15 protein-coding genes are annotated in these 21,930 nt (G+C 44.4%); 5 read left to right on the plus strand and 10 right to left on the minus strand.

Going from position 1 to position 21,930, the window contains the following annotated elements; all coding sequences use genetic code 11:
* Positions 1 to 473: 473 nt before the first annotated feature.
* From ATB74_RS15375 to ATB74_RS15420, 10 genes are all read right to left on the minus strand, one after another.
* On the minus strand, positions 474 to 2,357 hold the full coding sequence (locus ATB74_RS15375; protein ID WP_061019080.1) for a sensor domain-containing diguanylate cyclase: 1,884 nt from the start codon (positions 2,355 to 2,357) through the stop codon (positions 474 to 476).
* A 113-nt stretch (positions 2,358 to 2,470) separates the two neighbouring features.
* Positions 2,471 to 2,965 carry an acetolactate synthase small subunit gene (gene ilvN, locus ATB74_RS15380; protein ID WP_008219984.1) on the minus strand — a complete coding sequence of 165 codons (495 nt, stop codon included), beginning with the start codon at positions 2,963 to 2,965 and terminating at the stop codon, positions 2,471 to 2,473.
* Position 2,966: 1 nt separating this feature from the next.
* Entirely contained in the window at positions 2,967 to 4,706 is a 1,740-nt protein-coding gene (locus ATB74_RS15385) for an acetolactate synthase 3 large subunit (protein ID WP_060983008.1), read from the minus strand.
* Between the two features lie 459 nt (positions 4,707 to 5,165).
* Positions 5,166 to 6,974 (minus strand): AMP-dependent synthetase/ligase, encoded by a 1,809-nt coding sequence (locus ATB74_RS15390; protein ID WP_017062927.1) that lies wholly within the window; start codon positions 6,972 to 6,974, stop codon positions 5,166 to 5,168.
* Between the two features lie 201 nt (positions 6,975 to 7,175).
* Positions 7,176 to 8,135 (minus strand): transcriptional regulator LeuO, encoded by a 960-nt coding sequence (gene leuO / locus ATB74_RS15395; RefSeq protein WP_060983006.1) that lies wholly within the window; start codon positions 8,133 to 8,135, stop codon positions 7,176 to 7,178.
* Between the two features lie 346 nt (positions 8,136 to 8,481).
* A complete protein-coding gene (locus ATB74_RS15400) occupies positions 8,482 to 9,537 on the minus strand; it encodes an MJ1255/VC2487 family glycosyltransferase (RefSeq protein ID WP_061019081.1) in 1,056 nt (351 codons plus the stop codon).
* 54 nt (positions 9,538 to 9,591) lie between these two features.
* Positions 9,592 to 10,116 carry a phosphatase PAP2 family protein gene (locus ATB74_RS15405; protein ID WP_061019082.1) on the minus strand — a complete coding sequence of 175 codons (525 nt, stop codon included), beginning with the start codon at positions 10,114 to 10,116 and terminating at the stop codon, positions 9,592 to 9,594.
* Positions 10,117 to 10,332: 216 nt separating this feature from the next.
* Entirely contained in the window at positions 10,333 to 13,440 is a 3,108-nt protein-coding gene (locus ATB74_RS15410) for an efflux RND transporter permease subunit (RefSeq protein WP_060983003.1), read from the minus strand.
* Positions 13,437 to 14,774, minus strand: coding sequence for an efflux RND transporter periplasmic adaptor subunit (locus ATB74_RS15415; RefSeq protein ID WP_061019083.1), 1,338 nt, complete (start codon positions 14,772 to 14,774; stop codon positions 13,437 to 13,439). The genes ATB74_RS15410 and ATB74_RS15415 overlap by 4 nt, the downstream gene beginning before the upstream one ends.
* Positions 14,774 to 15,433, minus strand: coding sequence for a TetR/AcrR family transcriptional regulator (locus ATB74_RS15420; protein WP_061019084.1), 660 nt, complete (start codon positions 15,431 to 15,433; stop codon positions 14,774 to 14,776). The genes ATB74_RS15415 and ATB74_RS15420 overlap by 1 nt, the downstream gene beginning before the upstream one ends.
* Positions 15,434 to 16,001: 568 nt before the next feature.
* On the opposite strand from ATB74_RS15420, the gene leuA reads away from it, so the two are divergent.
* The 5 genes from leuA to ATB74_RS15445 all read left to right on the plus strand — a co-directional run bounded on the left by leuA (position 16,002) and on the right by ATB74_RS15445 (position 21,852).
* Positions 16,002 to 17,549, plus strand: a complete 1,548-nt coding sequence (leuA, locus tag ATB74_RS15425; protein WP_060983000.1) for a 2-isopropylmalate synthase — start codon at positions 16,002 to 16,004, stop codon at positions 17,547 to 17,549.
* 97 nt (positions 17,550 to 17,646) lie between these two features.
* Complete coding sequence (gene leuB / locus ATB74_RS15430; protein WP_061019085.1) at positions 17,647 to 18,738, plus strand: 3-isopropylmalate dehydrogenase; 1,092 nt, start codon at positions 17,647 to 17,649, stop codon at positions 18,736 to 18,738.
* A gap of 112 nt (positions 18,739 to 18,850) precedes the next feature.
* The gene (gene leuC / locus ATB74_RS15435; RefSeq protein ID WP_061019086.1) at positions 18,851 to 20,263 is read left to right on the plus strand and encodes a 3-isopropylmalate dehydratase large subunit; all 1,413 of its coding nucleotides are present in this window, start codon (positions 18,851 to 18,853) and stop codon (positions 20,261 to 20,263) included.
* Positions 20,264 to 20,277: 14 nt separating this feature from the next.
* Positions 20,278 to 20,880 carry a 3-isopropylmalate dehydratase small subunit gene (gene leuD, locus ATB74_RS15440; RefSeq protein ID WP_061019087.1) on the plus strand — a complete coding sequence of 201 codons (603 nt, stop codon included), beginning with the start codon at positions 20,278 to 20,280 and terminating at the stop codon, positions 20,878 to 20,880.
* Positions 20,881 to 21,069: 189 nt separating this feature from the next.
* Entirely contained in the window at positions 21,070 to 21,852 is a 783-nt protein-coding gene (locus tag ATB74_RS15445) for a DUF547 domain-containing protein (RefSeq protein WP_061019088.1), read from the plus strand.
* The last annotated feature ends 78 nt before the right edge of the window (positions 21,853 to 21,930 follow it).

The raw sequence follows: 21,930 nt of genomic DNA on the forward strand, positions 1-21,930 counted from the left end.
GAGCAGCACAACCATAGGTAAAAAATACAATGCACTCAGCTGAAAGCCAAGAATGGCTAATGTGCCTATGGTTAACCTCACTAAAAAATCGACAAACATACCACGCCTCTTTTAACCAGACTGTATGATCCCCAAACTCTTGCTCCAGCTAACCTAATTCTACTGCTGCCTTTCAAATTGTTGATAAGGCTAGCTAACCAGCTGAATTAAGTTAACGGTGTCATCCTTTTACATCTGGTAAACACTCTATTTATTACATCGTTTAACACGATGTAATCTGAAGCAAAGTAGTTTACTTATTGTTCATTTTAGCTCAAATTTTCACCAACATTAGACTTTAGTCTAACTGTATAGATTTTGTGACATAGGTCGCTCAAAAGTGAGATTCCTAATAAAAAGGGGAAAGGGAAAATGAATCGAGGAGCAGCTTGAAAGGTGAAGCAAATAGAAGAGAGGGCTAAATAGAGGCGAACCTAAGCGACATCATCATAGCTAGGACACATAGAGACCGTGTTACGGCCAGACGATTTAGATTCGTAAAGCGCAACATCCGCACACTTGTATGAGCGAGTGCTGTTACTGGTTAAATCCGTAAAGCCAACACTCACGGTTACCTTAGTTCCGGCGGCTAGCTCAATCTCGATTCGTAAACGATCCAATACGCGTTTTGCTTCTGGCAGTGAGGTGTGTGGCATCAAGAGTGCAAACTCTTCTCCTCCGACACGTGCAACAAAGTCAGTCCCACGAAGGCTGTCTTGCAGAAGTTTAGCAACACCAGCAATCACTCGGTCGCCTTCGTCGTGGCCAAGTTCGTCATTGATTCGCTTAAAGTTATCGATGTCGACTAAGGCTAAGCAAGTAGTCGCTTCATTAGGATAACGTTCAACCAAGCGAGAGTAGTAAGCCAACTGCTCTTCAAACTTTCGTCGGTTCCAAAGATTACTCAAAGAGTCACGTTCACTTAAGATCCTCAAACGCACCTCAAGCTCCTTCCTTACGGAAATATCAACCAACGAGGTGATGTAGTAGCTGACTTTACCCGAACTGTTTTTGACCGCATGCACTCGCATGATTGCAGTAAAAGGAATTCGTAACTTGTTCTTACACTGAACTTCCCCTTCCCATACTTCTTCTTGTTCTAAATGGCTCCAGATGGTCGAACTTGAGAGCACTTGGTCGGTATTCTCAAGCAACAACTGCAATGCATTCTGGCCAATAACTTGTTTTTTGCTGTACCCAGTCATGTTCTCAAATTCGTTGTTGATCATCATTGTACGGTGCTGCTTATCAGAGATCATCACTGCCGACATACCATTCAATGCCGCGCGCGCCAATTTACTCTCAAGACTTCGGCGTCGATAGTGCGTCACCAAATAAGCAAACGGGAAGGCGAAAATCAGCACCGTAATCAAAACAATGATCTCTTCATAGGCCAGATCATTCAGATCACGCTCAGCCCGATCCATCAATTGCTTCTGATTAAGTTGAATCAGCAAATGGACCTTTTGACTGTTTGCGAGCATAACCGTGTTAAAGGCAAACAAATTACCATCTTCAAAAACATATCCAGCCTGATCATTGGAAATAGCATCCCACGTCTTAGGCGCGATATTTTTCAGGTTGTACCCTTTTCTTTCAGGAATAGAGTCACCGAACAGCTTACCGCTGTTGTTACTCGCGATGAAGTAACCCGCTTCATTGAGAACTTCTGCTCTAAGATCGTTATCAGGTGAAAAGCTAAGACGCGATGATAGGCCCCATACATCGAGGTTAATAACAAGGTAGCCCACTCTTTTGTCAGGGGTTTCTACGGGAGTAAATACACGGATTACTGGCGAATAAGGAAAGGTGACTTCACCATGCTCCGTTTCAAGCTCAATACCCCAACCACCAATCTGTTCAGCTTCTAGTTTTTGAGCGTATTGGAAGTAGCTAGAATCCGACCTATCTTGCAGATGTTGAGGGAGCGTCACCCTACCGGTATCAGAGGAATAATTAACCCGCACCAGTTCTTTACCTGTGATATCTAACAGATGGATTTGTGTATACCACTTCTGATTCACAAGAACAGATTGCCAGACCTCTTCAAGTAGACCTTTGGTTTGGTCTGAAGGAGAAGAAGCAAAGTTAACCAAGCTCTGGCTATGACTGAGTAGCTCCATTACCGAGACTAACTGAGTCTTAAGAAGATCATAATCTCGCTTGGCATACACTAACTGATGGACGGCTTGCTTAGCCGAGTAGTCAAAGCTCTGCTGTTTTACTTCTTTGTAGCGCTGTAAATAGTACAGGCATACTGCAGAAGACAATATGATAGAGATAATCAGCAATGTAATTATTGATTTTTTATTTCGCATTGCTAACTCAGATGAATGGAAGTGCAGCGCAGGATTATAGCACTCTAAAAAATTAACAAAATAAAAGCCGCTTAAAAAAGCGGCTTTTAAGTTATTTTTTAAAGACTTATCGCCTAGGCTTTCAACGCTCGTTCGCCTCGTGCGATGCCAACAACACCACTTCGAGCTACTTCAAGTACTTCCGTCACTTCAGACAATGCCTGAATGAAAGCATCAAGCTTCTCGCTAGTGCCGGCCATTTGAACCGTATATTGAGAAGCCGTTACATCAACGATTTGCCCACGGAAAATATCAGCCGTACGCTTCACTTCTGCACGAGCAAAGCCGCTCGCGCGTACTTTTACCATCAACAGCTCACGCTCGATATGCTCAAGCTCAGACACTTCTTGTACCTTAAGTACATCGATTAGTTTATGTAGCTGTTTCTGGATCTGCTCAAGCTGCATTTCGCTTGAGTTAGTGGTTACGTTCAGACGAGACAGCGTCGGATCATCGGTTGGAGATACGTTCAAAGACTCGATGTTGTAGCCACGCTGAGAAAACAAGCCAACCACACGAGAAAGTGCACCAGGTTGGTTTTCCATTAATAGTGAAATGATGTGTCTCATATTATGTTCTCTCCGTTTTGCTTAGCCACATGTTATCCATACCCTCGCCTTTGATCTGCATTGGGTATACGTGCTCGGTGTCATCCACACTGATATCGACAAATACCAAACGGTCTTTCATCGCGAGTGCTTTTTCCAAACCTGATTCCAGTTCATCCGGAGATGAAATGCGCATACCAACGTGGCCGTAAGCCTCGGCGATAGCAGCAAAATCAGGAACAGAGTCCATATATGAGTTAGAGTGACGGCCTTGATAAACAATGTCTTGCCACTGTTTTACCATGCCTAAGAAACGGTTGTTAAGGTTAATGATCTTAACTGGGATATTGTATTGCAGCGCAGTCGACAGCTCTTGGATGTTCATTTGAATACTGCCATCACCAGTTACCACAACCACTTCTTCGTCTGGCTTAGCAAACTTAACCCCCATACCAGCAGGCAGACCAAAGCCCATCGTGCCTAAGCCACCAGAGTTAATCCAACGGCGTGGCTTGTTGAATGGGTAGTACAATGCTGCAAACATTTGGTGCTGACCTACATCCGAAGCAACGTAAGCATCACCATTAGTTACTTTATGAAGTGTTTCAATAACTTGTTGTGGTTTGATGCACTCTGAAGATTTTTCATAAGCTAGGCAATCACGATCTTGCCACACCTTGATTTCACTCCACCAGCTTTCCATTGCTTCTGCATCATTAGTTCCACCTTGCTCAACCAGCAGGTTAACCATGCTCTCTAGTACTTTTTCAGCAGAACCTACAATCGGTAAGTCCACTTTCACGTTCTTAGAGATCGAAGATGGGTCGATATCAATATGCATGATCTTTGCGTTCGGGCAATACTTATCCAGGTTATTGGTCGTACGGTCATCAAAGCGTACACCGACACCAAAGATAAGATCAGCATTATGCATCGCCATATTAGCTTCATACAAACCATGCATACCTAGCATACCCAAAGAGTTCTTATGAGTGCCAGGGAAAGCGCCAAGCCCCATTAGGGTACTTACTACGGGTAAATTCAGTGCTTCAGCTAATTTGATTAGCTGTTTATCTGCTTCAGAAATAACCGCACCACCACCGACGTAAAGTACTGGTTTCTTCGCTTCAAGAAGGGCTTTTAACGCCTTTTTAATCTGACCTTTATGACCCGTAACCGTTGGGTTATACGAACGCATTTTGATCGTTTCTGGGTATTCATAAGGAAGCTTGATTTGTGGGTTTAAGATGTCTTTTGGCAGATCAATAACCACAGGACCAGGACGTCCTGTCGTTGAAATATAGAATGCTTTTTTAACGACTTCAGGGATGTCTTCCGCTTTCTTAACTAAGAAGCTGTGTTTAACGATCGGGCGTGATACACCAACGATGTCACACTCTTGGAAGGCGTCGTTACCAATAAGGTTATTTGGTACGTTACCAGAAATAACAATCATTGGGATTGAGTCCATGTAGGCTGTTGCAATACCAGTAACGGTATTGGTCGCACCGGGACCAGAACACACAAGTACTACACCCGGTTTACCGGTAGAACGAGTATAGCCATCTGCCATGTGGGTAGCGGCTTGTTCGTGTCGTACTAATACGTGTTTAATTTCAGCAGTTTTAGCATGCAGCGCATCGTAGATATCAAGTACAGAACCACCTGGGTAACCAAAGATTTGTTCTACACCCTCTTCAATCAGAGACTGCACCACCATCTCAGCGCCGGATAACATTGCTGTTTCAGGTTTTGTTGTCATATTGCTCTCCTCACCAGTTTCCAATCATATTTGGTGAACATGTTGGGCTGGTTTTTCATAGTCTAGGGCTTATTCGTAGCCTAATTCGAAATACTTCCACTTTTTCGGCTATGGCTGTCTGTCGTGATAACAACAAACAGTAATACGAAACAACTTTAACGCTTTATTATCATCTGGTCTAACACCTGTTATTCGGCAACTGTGCCAAAAAACCAACTATTAGCTCAAAGCATTAAATAAAACCCAATCCAGACCCCAGCAATAGGTTTAAACACTAGTTACCAGACAAAAAAAAGCACTTAATATTTCAATAGATCGCGATTTATCGATTAACAGCGAGCTTTCTGGCGTGCGTTTTCGCACATTGTGCATGTCATTAGATACAAAAAATCCCCCTAAAAATGCAATCACATCCGTAGGGGGATTTTTAAACAACTGAAAATTTATCTAAGCAGAAAACTACTTATCTTTTGGCTTTTCATTGTACATTTCTTCGATTTCGTCTTGATACTTATCATTGATAACTTTACGACGCAATTTTTGAGTTGGTGTCAGCTCACCATCATCCATAGAAAATGCTTTTGGTAGCAGTTTGAATTTCTTCACTTGCTCAAACTTAGCCAGTTCTTGCTGTAGGTCATTCACACGCTTTTCTAGCATCTCGACGATTTGGTGATGCTTAACAAGCTCAACGCGATCGTGATACTTGATATTAAGCTCTTTGGCATACTCTTCTAGTGAGTCATAACAAGGAACAATCAGCGCAGAAACGAATTTGCGCGTATCAGCGATAACGGCAATCTGTTCGATAAAGTGATCTTTACCAATCGCGCCTTCAACCACTTGCGGTGCAATGTACTTACCGCCAGAGGTTTTCATTAACTCTTTGATACGGTCGGTAATGAACAGGTTACCATTTTCATCAAAATGACCCGCATCACCAGTTTTCAAGAAACCGTGTTCATCGAATGTCTTAGCTGTCTCTTCTGGCATCTTGTAATAGCCACGCATCACCATTGGACCACGAACAAGAATCTCGTCCTTCGCACCAATTTTTACTTCTGCGCCCGGCATCGACATACCAATCGAATCAGGGTTAAAACAGCGGTCATCCCAACAAGATACTGTTGCTGTGGTTTCTGTCATGCCGTAACCAAGTTTTACGTTGATACCGATAGCATGGAAGAAACGACCAATCGTCTCATCAAGCTTTGCACCACCACATGGCATAAAGTTGATGTTGCCGCCGAGTAGAGCGCGCAGTTTAGATAGCACAAGCTTATCGGCTAGCGCATGGCTCTTCTTCAGCATTAACGATGGAGTACGACCTTCTTGGTGACAAACTGAAAGCTTTGCTCCCATGTTCACCGCCCAAGTAAATAGCACTTTACGGATAAACGGCGCTTTAGATACTTTCTCGTGAATCGCTGAGAAGATCTTCTCATAGAAACGTGGAACCGCACACATTACTGTTGGTTTCACATCGCTTAACGCATCACGCACTTGCATCGTGTCTTGCAGGTAGCAGTTGGTTGCGCCTTTATAGAGAACGTAGAACGTCCAAGCACGCTCAAATACGTGTGATAACGGTAGGAAACACAATGAGACATCATCTTTGCTTAAGCTAAGGCGCTCATCGTGGCCTTCTAACTGATAGCCAATATTGGTGTAATCAAGCATTACGCCTTTTGGCTGACCTGTGGTACCAGAGGTATAGATAAGAGTCAGTAAGTCGTCCATGCTTGCATCAGCAAGACGCACGTCAAGTTCAGCTTGTTGTGCTTCAACGCCACGCGCCATGAAGTCATTCCAAGAGACGGCAAAGCTGTGTCCTTGCAGGTCGATGTCATCAGACATAGCCACAACAACTTCTAGCTGCTCGCACTCTTCAAACAGGCTAACCGCCGCATCGAATTGAACTTGCTCACCAACGAATAAGATCTTCACATCTGCATTTTGGATGATGTAAGAAGACTGTGCTGCTGTGTTCGTTGGATAAATCGGCACAGTCACAAGGCGTGCTTGTAACGATGCAAAATCTGCCACGGTCCATTGAGGCATATTGTTCGAATAGATACCGATCTTATCCTGAACTCTCAGTCCTTGAGCCAACAGTGCTAATGAAAGCGTATCGATTTGTTGTCCAAACTGTTCCCAGCTAATGCCTTGCCATACATTGTCTACTTTGTGCTTCAAAGCTGTACGGTTGCCGCCTTGGGCAATTTGGTCACGAAGTCTTTTTACGATATGAAAATCTAAATTGGCCATCTCTTTACCTTTGGCTTACACCTGTAAGCTTTTTTGAGCGCACAAGTGTACCTCTGATCATGGAAAAGGCAACTGATGAAGCTCAAAGTTATAAGTAATAGTACGTCTCACGCTAAGTTTTCTATCAACAAAAATAGCAGGTACAAAAAAGCCCCAAGCCAGACTCCTAGCTTAGGGCTTATAAAACATAGGGATTAATGTCTAGTTAAGTGCCACGACTTCACCACAGATCATCATTAACTGATCTCGTAACCAAATGTGTCCTTTGTCCTTTTCACTTGATTCGTGCCAGCTTAAGAAGCCAGAAATCGCCGCATTATCGAATGGGAAATCTAGAATCTGAAGCTGCTCTTTGTTTGCTGCATGTTCTACCATCCAACGAGGAGCAATCGTTACTAGTTCAGATTGACCAACAACGTAAAGAACGTTGCTCAAGCTCGTACCTTCGTAGAAAGGCGTGCAATCTAGGTCACGGTAAGCTTGCTCAGAGAAGCTACGTTGACCATGGATGCGAGACAGTTTTGCGTGCTTTTCGTTAAGCAGCTCTGCCGCAGAAACTTCACCGTTGATGCGAGGGTGAGAAGCAGAAGCAACCACAACTAATTCGTCTTGGAAGATTTCAGTGCTTGAGAAGCCTTGCTCATCAAAACGAGCGTAATCAATAACGAAGTCGATTTCTTGGTAACGCATGCGCTCTGAAAGTTGACGATCGAATTCAGCATCCATGTGCAGTTTTACGCTAGGTGCTTGGTCATTGATTGTCGACATAATCTTAGGAGCAAAACGCATGTCACAAGGGCTGCAAATCGCAAGTTTGAACAGGCGAGAAGACGACTCTGGAGAGAACACAGAACTTGGTAGTTCGTTGCGTACTAACTGTAGCGCTTGGCGGATTGGACCAAACAGCTGGCGAGCACGTTGAGTCGGTTGAATACCACGACCTTGACGCATGAATAGTTCGTCGTTAAACATCACTTTTAGACGAGCAACAGCGTTACTTACAGCAGGCTGAGACATACCCAGATTGTGAGCTGCACGTGTAATGTTTTGCTCTTGCATAACTGCATCAAATACAGTCAAAAGATTTAAGTCAACTCCACGAAGTGTGCTTTCCATTCTGTAGCTTGCAATTGCACTCATTGCGTCTTTTTTCTCTAACATTCAAGTTGCCTCTTGTCGGTTCGACAGCGTTAAATTGGTAATGGTATGGGAATAGATAACCACTAATTCTTATATTTATCAGACCGATACTTTTCGGATTACCATTACTATTAACCAATACATCTCGAGCTACCAACAAGATTGATAAAGAATAATTTTATTTTATCTTAATGATTAAATAACATCTAAAAATCAGAAGCTTATAGAGTTATAAAAAAACATAAAATGCTTCACTTATGAGTTTCATTTCGACTTATTTAGCTGTTCTATCGTTTGGTTACAATTGTTACAACTTATTGAACCTATGAATTGGTTGACTGGTCCATTCAGAAATAACACTTATGAGTTAGGTGAGCGATGCATAACTTGGAAAATCTACCTTGTCCCAAAGTTGCTTTCTTAAGTCGTCTTGATTAGACCAATTCCCCGCTAATAGCCATTCAACGAGTGCACTTGCCACGTCAGGGTAAGTGACCACTTCAGCCTGTTTTTCACTGAGCCAAGTACGCAAGATAGCTGCATCTAAAAAGGTCATGGTTTGAGCTAATCCAAGAGCCTCTAGCGTCGCCACATTGCTCTGTTGTTCGAACTGTCCTTCGAGTGGTTTGAGAAGCAATTTTTTCCCCAAGGTTAAGGCTTCAGATGGCAATTCAAAGCCGCCATTGGCTACCACACCTGAGCACTGGTTTAGGTCGAATTGAAAGCCTGCATGACTGAGTGGTTTAAACTCAATATTTTCGACTCGGCTATGCTCAATGACATTCGGGTGGTAGCAAACAAAATTATGGGAAATGAACTTCATCAGCAGCTCTGAGATCGAATCAAGCTCCTCAAACGGCAAATAGACCAACGTAAAATCTTGTGCTGTTTTGGTTTGTTCATTACCAACCAGCGTATGAACAATAGGTGGCAAAATCGGCTGTTCAAAGTGATACCAATGCAAACCAATAGAGTGCTCGGTTGGAGCGAAATGTTGAATCACTGAATGTTCAATCCAGTTGCCCCCTTCTTTGGGTACATCATAACGAAACGCATTCTGGTGACTTATCCCAATGCATGGCACACCTTGCCGCTTAGCCGCCCATGCAGTCACAGGCTCAAAGTCATTAATCACTAAATCATAAGGCGTAAGATCGATCTGGTTAATCTCACGGAGAAATCGCCAGATGTTATTCTTGATGAATGTTTTGCCGTATTTAACCTGCCCCTGCTCGCTGTAAAAAGTTAAGCCGCTGCGAGTCTGATAGTTGCCAAACGCTTCCATCGAGAAGTATTTGCTAGCTTCTCGACCTGAGAATAGAAAATCGACATCGATATTTTGCTGACGAAAAGCAACAGCCATTGCTCTCGCTCTAGCGATGTGACCATTCCCCGTACCTTGTACACCATATAAAATTTTCATGCATGTTCCTTTGAATTTGCCACTTTAGCTCGGCCGTGGTTGCCAACAAAATGATTACAGGATGAAACTGATAGCAAGGCTAGTACAAGCGATGCCCAAGGCTGCACCAATCAGTACGTCCGTTAAAAAGTGCACACCAAGCAGGATTCGAGAGCCAGCAATCGCTGCCGCCCAAATCAGGCTAAAGAGATATAAGCTCGGATAGAAATCTCCGATTAGAGTCGCCATAACAAAAGCCGCAGCGGAATGCCCAGAAGGCAGGCTGTACTTATCGGATGGCACAATATGAGAGTGAAGCAGTGAAGAGAATTCAGCTGGTCTACGGCGCTTGAGGGTATTTTTGGCCAGCCAGTAGATAGGCAGTTCGATAGCAAAAGCGGTTAAGCCCACCAAAAGAAAATCTCGGCCGGTGTTGCTATCAGCCAGCAGTGCAACCAAAGCAATCAAAACATAAAGGTGTCCATCTCCAGTGTGAGACACCGCTTTGCTCAATGTTGCATGTTGCCCGCTGCAACGGTTCTTTAAACAGAAAACAGAAAATGCCACATCCCAGCGGACAATAGGTTCGATAGTACGCATACGATCTCCTTAACAATCCTTATTCAGTTAAGGCTCAAGTTATGCCCCTGAAATGACAATTAAGTGACGTTTTGAATGAACTAAAATGAATTTTGAAGCAAATGACTCAACTAAATTGTGCATCCCAAGCTTGAGAGTGATCACACAGATACAAATAAAGCGACTCAAGGTCGCTTTATTGTTTGTTATTTCTTTAAAGACGAATAAACGAAGACTCTATAACGAGAGTGGCTCGTGCTTTTTCACCAAACCGAAATCCGCCAATATCGCGTAGGCTGCTGGGATCATAAACAGCACCAGTAAGGTCGAGGCAAATATGCCGAATACGATCGAAATAACCAATGGCTGGATAACCTGTGCCTGTAAGCTGGTTTCCGTCAATAGCGGTAGCAAACCTGCCGCTGTCGTCATTGAGGTCAAGAATACCGCTCGGAAACGCTCTCGACTGGCTTTCACTACCGAGTCATGCACGCTATCTCCCTCATCGACATGGTGACGAATGTACTGCACCAACAAGATGGAATCATTAACCACAATACCGGCAAGCGACACAAAGCCCATCATACTTGGCATACTCAAAGAGTGGCCAAGTATCCAGTGACCAACGACCACCCCAATAAAGGCGAGTGGAATCGCCAACATCACGACCACCGGTTCTAAGTAGCTTCTGAATTGATAACTCAGAATCGCAAACACACCAAACAGACCGAGCAAGAAGCCTTTGCCCATCGAAGCGCCCGTCTTAGCCGCATCTTTGGCCTCCCCTTCGAAATCAAAGCGTAAACCTGGGTACTTCTGAACAAGCTTGGCTGCTTCATCTTTTTGGAACTGAGCCAAAATCGCAGATGAGCTCGCTTTCTTATTGTCAATATCACCAAAGATGCTGATGGTTCTCAGCCCATCAATGCGCTGGATTCGCACGTAATTACGTTGGAAATCTAATGTCGCCAATGTTGCTAGCGGGATCTGACTGCCATCTGCGGTAATGATCGGGAAGTTAGCCAGCTGCTGTAAATCTCCCGCTTGCTCTTTATCAAGACGCACTTCAATCGAAATATTCTCGACGCCAATTTGAATCTCATCCGCGGTTTGCCCAAAGAAAGCAGCTCGTAACTGAGACGCGATCATTTGCCCATTCACATTGTAGGTTTCGGCTCCAGGGCGCAGCTTCACCAAGATCTCTTCTTTACCCATGCGCATGTCATCAAGCACGCCATGCACCCCATCAAACTGATTAAGGTATTCTTGAATATCCAAAGAAGCAGATTTCAACGCGCTCAGGTCATCATGTTTGGCGCGGATTTCAATAGCACGACCGCCCGGCCCCATAGTCGGTTGCTTGAACACCAATGAAATAGGATCCGCTAAGTCTCCTATATCTTCACGCCACGCATCAATGAAATCATCGATAACCGTATTACGGCTCTCTGCTCCGCGTAAATCTAGGCGCACTGTGGCTAAGTGTGGGCCAGATTCATTGGCATCGGCGTTGGCATTGAATTGGCTGGTGATATGCTCGACCAGTGTATTGCCTTCTTCAACCTCTTCGCTCCATTGCTTGTTCAAACGCTCAGCAGACGCGACAATTTTGTCGACCACTTTTTCGGTTTGAGACAATGATGCTCCCGGCGGAAGAATGATACGTGCCTCGGCAATATCACCATCCAGCTCAGGGAAAGGTTGAAACTTAACAATGCCACCAGCAATCAAGGCTACAGAAAGTAACAACAGCGTAATCACTCCCCCCATAAAGGCATAACGGAAGGTCACGACTTTCTCAACCATGTTCATCAAAGTGGTATTACGGAAGTTCTCAAACTTCTCAAGTAACACAACCTTAAAACGCAGCGCTGGCTTGTCATTCTTTTCTTTGTGTAATGAATGAGATAGGTGATTAGGTAGAATCAGGAAGGCTTCAATCAAGCTCAACGACAGCACCAAAATCAAGACTTGAGGAACGGCCTTAAGCACCGCGCCCATCTCACCATCAAGAAACAGTAAGCTACCGAAAATACACACAGTGGTTAGGAAAGAAGACAGTACTCCGGGAAGCACCTTCTTAACGCCATTGTACACCGCATCATCTACGCTCTGCCCCCGATCTAAATGGGACGCTATCGATTCGGCAATCACGATGGCGTCATCCATCATAATACCGATTGCCATTAATAAGCCGACTAACGACATAATGTTGATCGACAAACCAAGATTGGCCATTAAGAACAAACCACCAAGGAAGGCCACCGGTAACCCAGCAGCCACCCAAAATGAATAACGTAAGCTGAAGAACAGCCACATGGTTGCGAACACTAGCACAATACCTTGCCAACCATTGCTCACCATCATGGTTAGACGATCCCAAAGTACAGAAGAGAGATCGTTAGTCATTTGTAGTGTCACGCCATCAGGAGCAATCGCGCTTTGATCTTCAACGAATCGTGTTACGTTCTCTTTGATTCGCAGCGCATCGTCTTCTTTGTTCTTACTGATCTTAAGCAACGCCGAAGGCTTGCCATCAAATAACACCTTCTGTTCATCAAGCTCAAAGCGGTCGGTTATTTTGGCTATGTCTCTCAAACGGATCACCGAGCCATTAGGCGCAGATCCAACCACGATACTTTCAAGTTCAACCGGTGTGATTCGTCTCTCGTCAAAACGAATCAGGAAGTTTTTGTCTGGTGTTTCAACGTTACCGCTCGGCAGTTTTACATTCTGTCGACCAATCTGATCGGCAATATCACCGACACTCAAACCCAGCTGACGAATGGCTTGGGTATCCAGTTCTACTCGATATTGATGATCTGAGAAGCCGCTGACCTCGACCAAAGATACACCGTAATCGAGCTTCATAGTGCGCTTAAGATCTTCCGCGTAGGCCTTAAGTTCCGGCCACGACGTTTCGGCTGTGATGGCGATATCAACAACTGGTTCATTCCAATCTAGCTCTTGAACAACAGGTGATTCAATCTCGGTTGGGAAGTCATTGATCGAGTTGATCTGGGTTTGCACGTCCACCAGCATTCGGCCAATATCTGCTTTCTCATTTAACTTGAGAATTAAACGGGCGCTGCCTTCGATCGCTTCACACTGAGTCTCTTCAATGTTGGCCAAGCCGTCGACTGCATCTTCCATTCGCACACATAAGCTCTCTTCCACTTCTTGTGGAGAAGCGCCGGGATAAACAATCGCAGCCATAATGTAAGGCGGGTCATAAGCGGGAAAGGTTTCACGTTTGATGGTTGATAGTGAGCTTATACCCAAGATCAACAGCCCAAGCATCAGCAAGTTTGCTGCTGTTGGGTGCCTAGAAAAGAACTTGATCATGACGCACTCTCCTGAGTATCTGATTCAAGCTCAGCCTCTTCAGAGTTCGACTCTTTCAGTAACATGCCTTCAATTGCTGGCAGAACATCATTGAGAACCAGTTTATCTCCAGTTTGTAGCTCGCCACTCACAACCACTTGATTGTCTCTGCGATAAAGCACTTCAACATTGACCACTTGCAAACGCTGATTGTCACCCATCAGATAAACCTTATCACCATGCAGTGCTCGCTCTGGAACCACCCAACTTAGATTGGCGACACCTTCAATCTCAGCTTTTACAAACATACCGTTAACCAAAGGCGTTGCGCTGTCAGGTTTCAACTGCGAGTAGTCTTGCGCGATCTCGAGAATAATCCCCGCCGTTGCTTGGTTTTCATCAACTGTTTCGCTGATTCTTGCCACCTTCGCAGGCCAACTAAGGTTCAGGTTGCCGCTGTTAAGTTGAATGCTTGCTTTAATTGGCGCTTCATAAGGATTAGGGATTCCCGCAGCATCGCGAGGGAACTGGTTAAAGCTCGAGGCTAAAGTTTGCATATCGTGAATAGAAAGTTGCGCCTCCACTTCCATGACACTAATCCCGTGAGCAATAAACATCTCCTGCTGAAGATTAACCACTTGATTTTGTTCGATATCAACCTGAGCAATTCGCATCGCTCTTGGCAAAGTGATGGTGGTCTTATCAAGAGAGCGCTGCGCCTCTTTCACTTTAGATACGTTGACCTTAATCACCGCTTCCGCGACGCGTTTTTCATCTGGCATTAAAGCAATTTGGTTCGCGATCTCCAACACTAGCTTCTGTTGAGACAATGCGCTTTGTTGTTGCAGGTCGACATCAGACTGAGAAGTTAGCCCTTTCTTACGCAGATCCTGTTTACGTTGTAGCTCTTTGTTACTGATCACTAAGCGATTCTTTTCGATCTTAAGAGTCTGATTAAGGTTGTCTTCTTCTTGATTCAATTTCGCTAATGAGGTTTGGCTTGATTTTAGATCCGCCTCTGCTTGTATCAGTTTCAATTCGTAATCCAATGGATCAACCTTGAGCACAACCGTTCCTGCGGGGATCACCTGCCCTTTTTCAAGATCTGGATGTCGATACACTATTTGTCCTGTCACCTCAGCAATCGCTTTCCATTCGACTTTCGGCACCACTTTGCCAAAACCAACTGCTAACGGCGCTATCAGTTGTTGCTCTAGGCTTACTGTATCAACTAAGCGGGCTCTATCACTCGCAGGTTTGGTTGGAAGATCCGGCTTCAAGTTAATCGCGGCGACAAGGCCAATCACACCAACCGCAAGTGCTGGAAAGAAGAGTAGTTTTTTATTTATTTTCATTATCTTTGGTCCTGCACAGAAGAAGGGCTAGGCGTATTTATAAAGCCTTCTGTCATCAATTTAATGTTGTGTTCGATTAAGCGGTTAAGAAATTCTTCATTAATCTCAATACCATGGATTGCTAATAGAGGAGGCGGCGCAATGAATGGAAATACCATCAAGCTTATATACGACACGCGACAGAGTTTAGGATCCATATCTTTTCTTAAGACGCCTTGTGCCACCAGTTTTTCAAAAATGACATCTTGAGCTGGCTTGGCAACATCGAGGAAAACCTTTTCGAGCAACTCTCTTTGCACTTCAGAGGGAGGCATATTCATCACTTGAGCTATCAAGCGAGGAAACTTCGGCACCTTGACCATCTCTTTGTAGTAAGTCCGCATTAAATCAAGAAAGTTCTCATGACTGCTTTCTTCAACCAACCTTTGCATCTGTAATTGCATCGGTCGTAGCGTTTCACGCAGCATCGCTTCAAACAGCCCGGCCTTACTACCAAAGTAATAACGGATCATCGCAATGTTCACACCCGCACGCTCAGCAATTAAACGTGTCGAGACCTTATCGTATGGCTGAACGACAAACAGATCACGAGCATGCTCAATCAATAACTGTCGAACATCTAAGTTCTTTTGAGGTCGCCCCGCTTTTCGTGCCGTCATGGTAAAAATCCATCTCTATAATTAATCATCTGATTAATTATAGAGATAAACAGGCGTAACAGTAGAAGATTAATTACTCACTATTTAATCAAGTGATTAATTAATTTAGTCACGCTTGTGATTTTTTTGGTGAATCGTTCCATCAAAAAGATTTACTACAAAGTTTTAACCTACACATAAGCCAAACGATAAACTAACCCCCCAATACAAAACCACCAATCAGATGATTTAGCCAATAAAACAACACAAAACAGCACAAACCAAACAAAAACACCGTCAATGCACACTGATATTGGATTTTCTTGTTTGACGCTCAGAATAAATTGCGGTAAATATGGTGTTAACAGTTTATTTACGGATATTTGTGTAATGATTTTTTCTTCTTCTCGACTGCTGAAACTTCTCCTTATCGTGAACCAATCGCGCGGGTAAGTTGTGGGTCAAGAACTACACAAATATTAAAACCCGCGCTGAGCGGGTTTTTTTGTAACTGGCACTTTTAAAAGAACATCATTCTTAATAATAATTTGGATAGCAATCGATTCATTATCGATATAAGGAAGCACCCATGAACGATCAAGTGATAATTTTTGACACGACCTTACGTGATGGCGAGCAAGCGTTGGCAGCAAGCCTTACGGTAAAAGAGAAATTACAGATCGCTTATGCACTTGAACGACTGGGTGTAGATGTTATTGAAGCGGGTTTCCCTGTGTCATCTCCAGGCGATTTCGAATCAGTACAAACCATCGCAAAAAATATTAAAGATAGCCGCATCTGCGCGCTTTCTCGCGCAGTAGCGAAAGATATTGATGCCGCTGCCGAAGCGCTAAAAGTGGCTGAACAGTTCCGTATTCATACCTTCATTTCGACATCGACGGTTCACGTTCAAGACAAATTACGCCGCAGCTACGACGATGTTGTCGAGATGGCAGTGAAAGCGGTAAAGCATGCGCGTAACTATACCGATGATGTTGAGTTTTCTTGTGAAGATGCTGGCCGTACACCTATCGACAACCTATGCCGTATGGTTGAAGCCGCTATCAACGCGGGCGCAAAAACCATCAACATTCCTGACACCGTAGGCTACACAGTACCGAATGAGTTTGGTGGCATTATCCAAACGCTATTCGATCGCGTACCAAACATCGATCAAGCGATCATCTCTGTTCACTGTCACGATGACTTAGGCATGTCGGTTGCTAACTCAATTGCTGCAGTGCAAGCGGGTGCTCGACAAATTGAAGGCACAATCAATGGTATTGGTGAGCGTGCGGGCAACTGTTCTTTAGAAGAAATCGCAATGATCATCAAAACTCGTCAAGAGCTATTAGGTGTTCATACTGGTTTGGACCACAAAGAGATTCACCGTACCAGTAAGTTGGTTAGCCAGCTTTGCCACATGCCAATTCAAGACAACAAAGCAATCGTTGGTGCTAACGCATTCAGCCACTCTTCAGGTATCCACCAAGATGGCATGCTTAAGAACAAGAACACTTACGAGATCATGACGCCTGAGTCTATTGGCTTGAAGAACAAAGCATTGAACCTAACAAGCCGCAGCGGTCGTGCAGCCGTTAAGAGCCACATGGACGCGATGGGTTACAAAGACAACGAGTACAGCCTAGATTCATTGTACGAAGACTTCTTGAAGCTAGCTGACCGTAAAGGCCAAGTGTTCGATTACGACCTTGAAGCATTAATGCACTTTGCGAACCTACGCGACGAAGATGACTTCTATAAACTTAACTACCTAAGCGTACAATCTGGTAGTGTTATGTCTACCACCAGCATCAAGCTTCAATGTGGCGATGAAGAGAAATGCGAAGCGGCTGTCGGTAACGGCCCTGTTGATGCTTTATACCAATGTATCTACCGCTTAACGGGTTACGAGATTGCCTTGGATAAATTCGACCTTACGGCGAAAGGTGAAGGCGAAGATGGCCTAGGTCAAGCGGACATCATTGCTAACTATAAAGGCCGTAAATACCACGGTACGGGCGTTTCAACGGATATCGTTGAGGCCTCTGGTCAGGCGCTACTGCACGTTATTAATAGCATTCAACGCGCAGACACAATTGCTGAAATGAAACAGCAAAGAATCGCGACAGTTTAAACACCCAATAACAGAGCCCTAGAGCCGATGTTATTGGCTTTAGGGACAAAATTTTAAACGAGCTAAACAGCTCAGTAACAAGAATTAAAGGATTAACATGACTGATAAATCATACAAGATTGCCGTACTACCTGGTGATGGCATTGGCCCAGAAGTAATGCAGCAAGCACATAAAGTGTTAGACGCGATCGAAAAGAAACACGCAATTAGCTTTTCTCGCGAAGAGTATGATGTTGGTGGTATCGCAATTGATAACCACGGTTGTCCACTTCCAGAAGCGACAGTAACAGGCTGTGAAGAATCTGACGCTGTATTATTTGGTTCGGTTGGCGGCCCTAAATGGGAGCACCTTCCACCAAACGATCAACCTGAGCGTGGTGCCCTACTTCCCCTGCGTAAACACTTCCAATTGTTCTGTAACCTACGTCCTGCACAAATCCATAAAGGTCTAGAGTCTTTCTCTCCTTTGCGTGCTGATATTTCAGGTAATGGTTTCGACATCGTTGTTGTTCGTGAGCTAACAGGCGGCATCTACTTCGGCCAACCTAAAGGTCGTGAAGGCGAAGGCGCAACTGAAAAAGCCTTTGATACTGAGATTTACCACCGTTACGAAATCGAACGCATTGCCAAGATTGCTTTTGAATCTGCACGTCTACGTAACAAAAACGTTTACTCAATCGATAAAGCAAACGTTCTGCAGAGCTCTATCTTATGGCGTGAAGTGGTTGAAGAGATCGCAAAAGATTACCCAGATGTCACGCTAAATCACATGTACATCGACAACGCGACCATGCAGCTAATCAAAGATCCATCTCAGTTTGACGTAATGCTGTGTTCTAACATCTTCGGTGACATCATCTCTGATGAGTGCGCAATGATCACAGGCTCCATGGGAATGCTTCCTTCTGCAAGCTTAAACGAAAGCAACTTCGGCCTATACGAACCAGCGGGCGGCAGTGCACCAGATATCGCAGGCAAGAACATCGCAAACCCAGTTGCACAGATTCTTTCTGCTGCGCTAATGCTTCGTTACAGCCTAGGTGAAGAAGCAGCAGCACAAGACATCGAAGCAGCAGTATCTAAAGCACTTTCTGCAGGCGAGCTAACAGCAGACCTTGCAGGTAAGAACCAAGCGCTTACTACCTCTGAAATGGGTGACAAGATCGCAGAGTACATCTTAGCTTCATAGGCTTAACGCTCTAAAGCAAGTACATAAGAATAATATCAAGCCAAGTCAGCTTAAACCGCATGACTTGGCTCGAAACAAACACTGGGACTGATGCTCCCAAGGAAGAACAGCTATGTCGACAAACCAGCAAGCAAAAACCTTATACGAAAAAGTTTACGACGCGCACGTTGCAGTAGCAGCGGAAGGCGAAAACCCGATTCTTTACATCGACCGTCACCTAGTTCACGAAGTAACGTCACCTCAAGCGTTTGATGGCTTGCGTGAAAAAGGCCGTAAAGTTCGCCAAGTAGGCAAGACTTTCGCGACCATGGATCACAACGTATCAACCCAAACCAAAGACATTAATGCTTCTGGCGAGATGGCACGTATCCAAATGGAAACGCTATCAAAAAACTGTGAAGAGTTTGGTGTAACGCTTTACGACCTAAACCACAAATACCAAGGTATTGTGCACGTCATGGGCCCTGAACTGGGTATTACACTACCGGGCATGACCATCGTATGTGGTGACTCACACACTGCGACACACGGTGCATTTGGTTCTCTTGCGTTTGGTATCGGTACTTCAGAAGTTGAACACGTTCTAGCAACTCAAACGCTAAAACAAGCTCGTGCTAAAACCATGAAAATCGAAGTAAAAGGCAAGGTTGCTCCGGGTATCACTGCAAAAGACATCGTACTAGCGATCATCGGTAAAACAACTGCTGCTGGTGGTACAGGCTACGTGGTTGAATTCTGTGGTGAGGCGATTACTGACCTTACGATGGAAGGTCGTATGACGGTATGTAACATGGCTATCGAGCTTGGTGCTAAAGCGGGCCTAATTGCTCCGGATGCAACGACATACGAGTACATCAAAGGTCGCAAGTTCTCTCCACAAGGCGAAGACTTGGAAGCAGCAATTAAGTATTGGAATACGTTAAAAACCGATGCTGATGCAGAGTTCGATGCGGTTGTTACACTAGAAGCAGCAGACATCAAACCACAAGTTACTTGGGGCACCAACCCAGGTCAGGTTATCTCGGTAGACACACCAATCCCAGCACCAGAAAGCTTTGCTGACCCTGTTGAAAAAGCATCGGCTGAAAAAGCGTTAGCTTACATGGGCCTTGAAGCAGGTAAGTCTCTATCAGATTACAACGTTGATAAGGTCTTCGTTGGTTCTTGTACTAATTCGCGTATCGAAGACATGCGTGCAGCAGCAGCGGTAGCAAAAGGTCGCCAAGTGGCGAAGCATGTTCAAGCGCTTATTGTTCCGGGTTCTGAGCAAGTAAAAGCACAAGCAGAAGCTGAAGGCTTAGATGTTATCTTCAAAGAAGCTGGTTTTGAGTGGCGCCTACCTGGTTGTTCGATGTGTCTTGCGATGAACAACGACCGTCTAGGTCCACAAGAGCGCTGTGCTTCTACATCAAACCGTAACTTTGAAGGTCGCCAAGGCCGTGATGGTCGTACGCACCTAGTTAGCCCAGCTATGGCAGCCGCAGCCGCTATCGCTGGTCACTTCGTCGATATTCGTGAACTATAATTAGAGGATTTAACATGTCAGGTTTTCAACAACACACCGGATTAGTCGTTCCTCTAGATACGGCCAACATCGATACTGATGCGATCATTCCAAAGCAGTTTCTACAGAAAGTGAACCGCATCGGTTTTGGTAAGCACTTGTTCCACGATTGGCGCTTTCTAGACGATGCAGGCCAACAACCAAACCCTGAGTTTGTAATGAACGAAGCACGCTACCAAGGCGCTTCAATTCTTCTAGCTCGTGAAAACTTCGGTTGTGGTTCATCTCGTGAACACGCACCTTGGGCGCTTGCCGATTACGGTATCCAAGTAATGATCGCACCAAGCTTTGCCGACATTTTCTACGGTAACTCGATCAACAACCAAATGGTGCCAGTTCGATTGACTGAGCAAGAAGTGGACGAGCTATTCCAATTCGTTGAAGCGAATGAAGGTGCAGAAATCACTGTTGATCTAGAAGCAATGAAAGTTAGCGCGAACGGCAAACAGTACTCGTTTGAAATTGATGAGTTTCGTCGTCACTGCTTACTGAATGGTTTAGATAATATCGGCCTTACACTTCAACATGCTGATAAGATCTCAGAGTTTGAAGCTAAGATTCCTAGCTTCCTGAAATAAAGAAGTCTTGAAATAGAATCACACAGTTTCTGTAGACATAAAAGGTTGGCCTAGTGCCAACCTTTTTTATTTAGCTGAATATCTTTATTAAACTTCCTCTTTATTTGACTAAGTTCTTTATTAACTGAAGAGCCATGAAAGAAAATGGTAAGCCATAAGGTCTTAGTAGTCAGTCATCAGGAGAATGCCATGAAACAACTACTTTTTATTGTAAGCCTACTTTTCTCAACCTTAGCTTGGTCTGCGCCTAAATCCGATCTTTGGCCATACTGGAACCAAAGCGACGAAACCAACCTAGAACAGGTATCTCATCAAGATTGGCAGCAATTTCTCGATAACTACTTAATTAAACAAGGGCAAAACACCCTAGTTCGCTATCAAGCAGTAAACACTACTGATAAGACAAAACTCAAGCAGTACATCAAGCAACTCGAACAGGTGAATCCGCTCGACTATTCAAAAGCGGAGCAGTATGCCTATTGGGTTAACCTATACAACGCCGTGACTGTCGATTTGATTCTTGATGCCTACCCGATCAAATCCATCACGAAACTTGGCGGACTGTTTAGTTTCGGGCCTTGGGGAGATGATGTGGTAGTCGTTAACGGGAAGTCACTGACACTCAACGACATTGAACATCGAATCCTAAGACCGATTTGGCAAGACCCACGCACCCATTATGCAGTGAACTGTGCCAGCCTAGGCTGCCCTAACTTGCAGCCTGACGCTTTTACCTCTGACAATACTGAAACCTTGCTAGAACAAGCTGCTAATGAGTTTGTAAACAATGACAAAGGCGTGCTGGTTACAAATAATAAGCTTCAGCTATCATCGATTTACGATTGGTTTGCTGTGGATTTTGGTACGGAGAAACAACTCATTCAGCACTTAGACCAATATCGAAAAGAAGCAGTAACGAATACTGAGAACATCAATTATGACTACGACTGGTCGCTCAACCAAGCAAACTAACTCTAACGCTAAAGTTCATTACTAAAGCAAAAAAAGAGGCTAATAGTATATTAGCCACTAGCCTCTTTTCATCTATTT

It is taken from the genome of Vibrio splendidus, assembly GCF_001557875.1.
Lineage (GTDB): Bacteria > Pseudomonadota > Gammaproteobacteria > Enterobacterales > Vibrionaceae > Vibrio > Vibrio splendidus_F.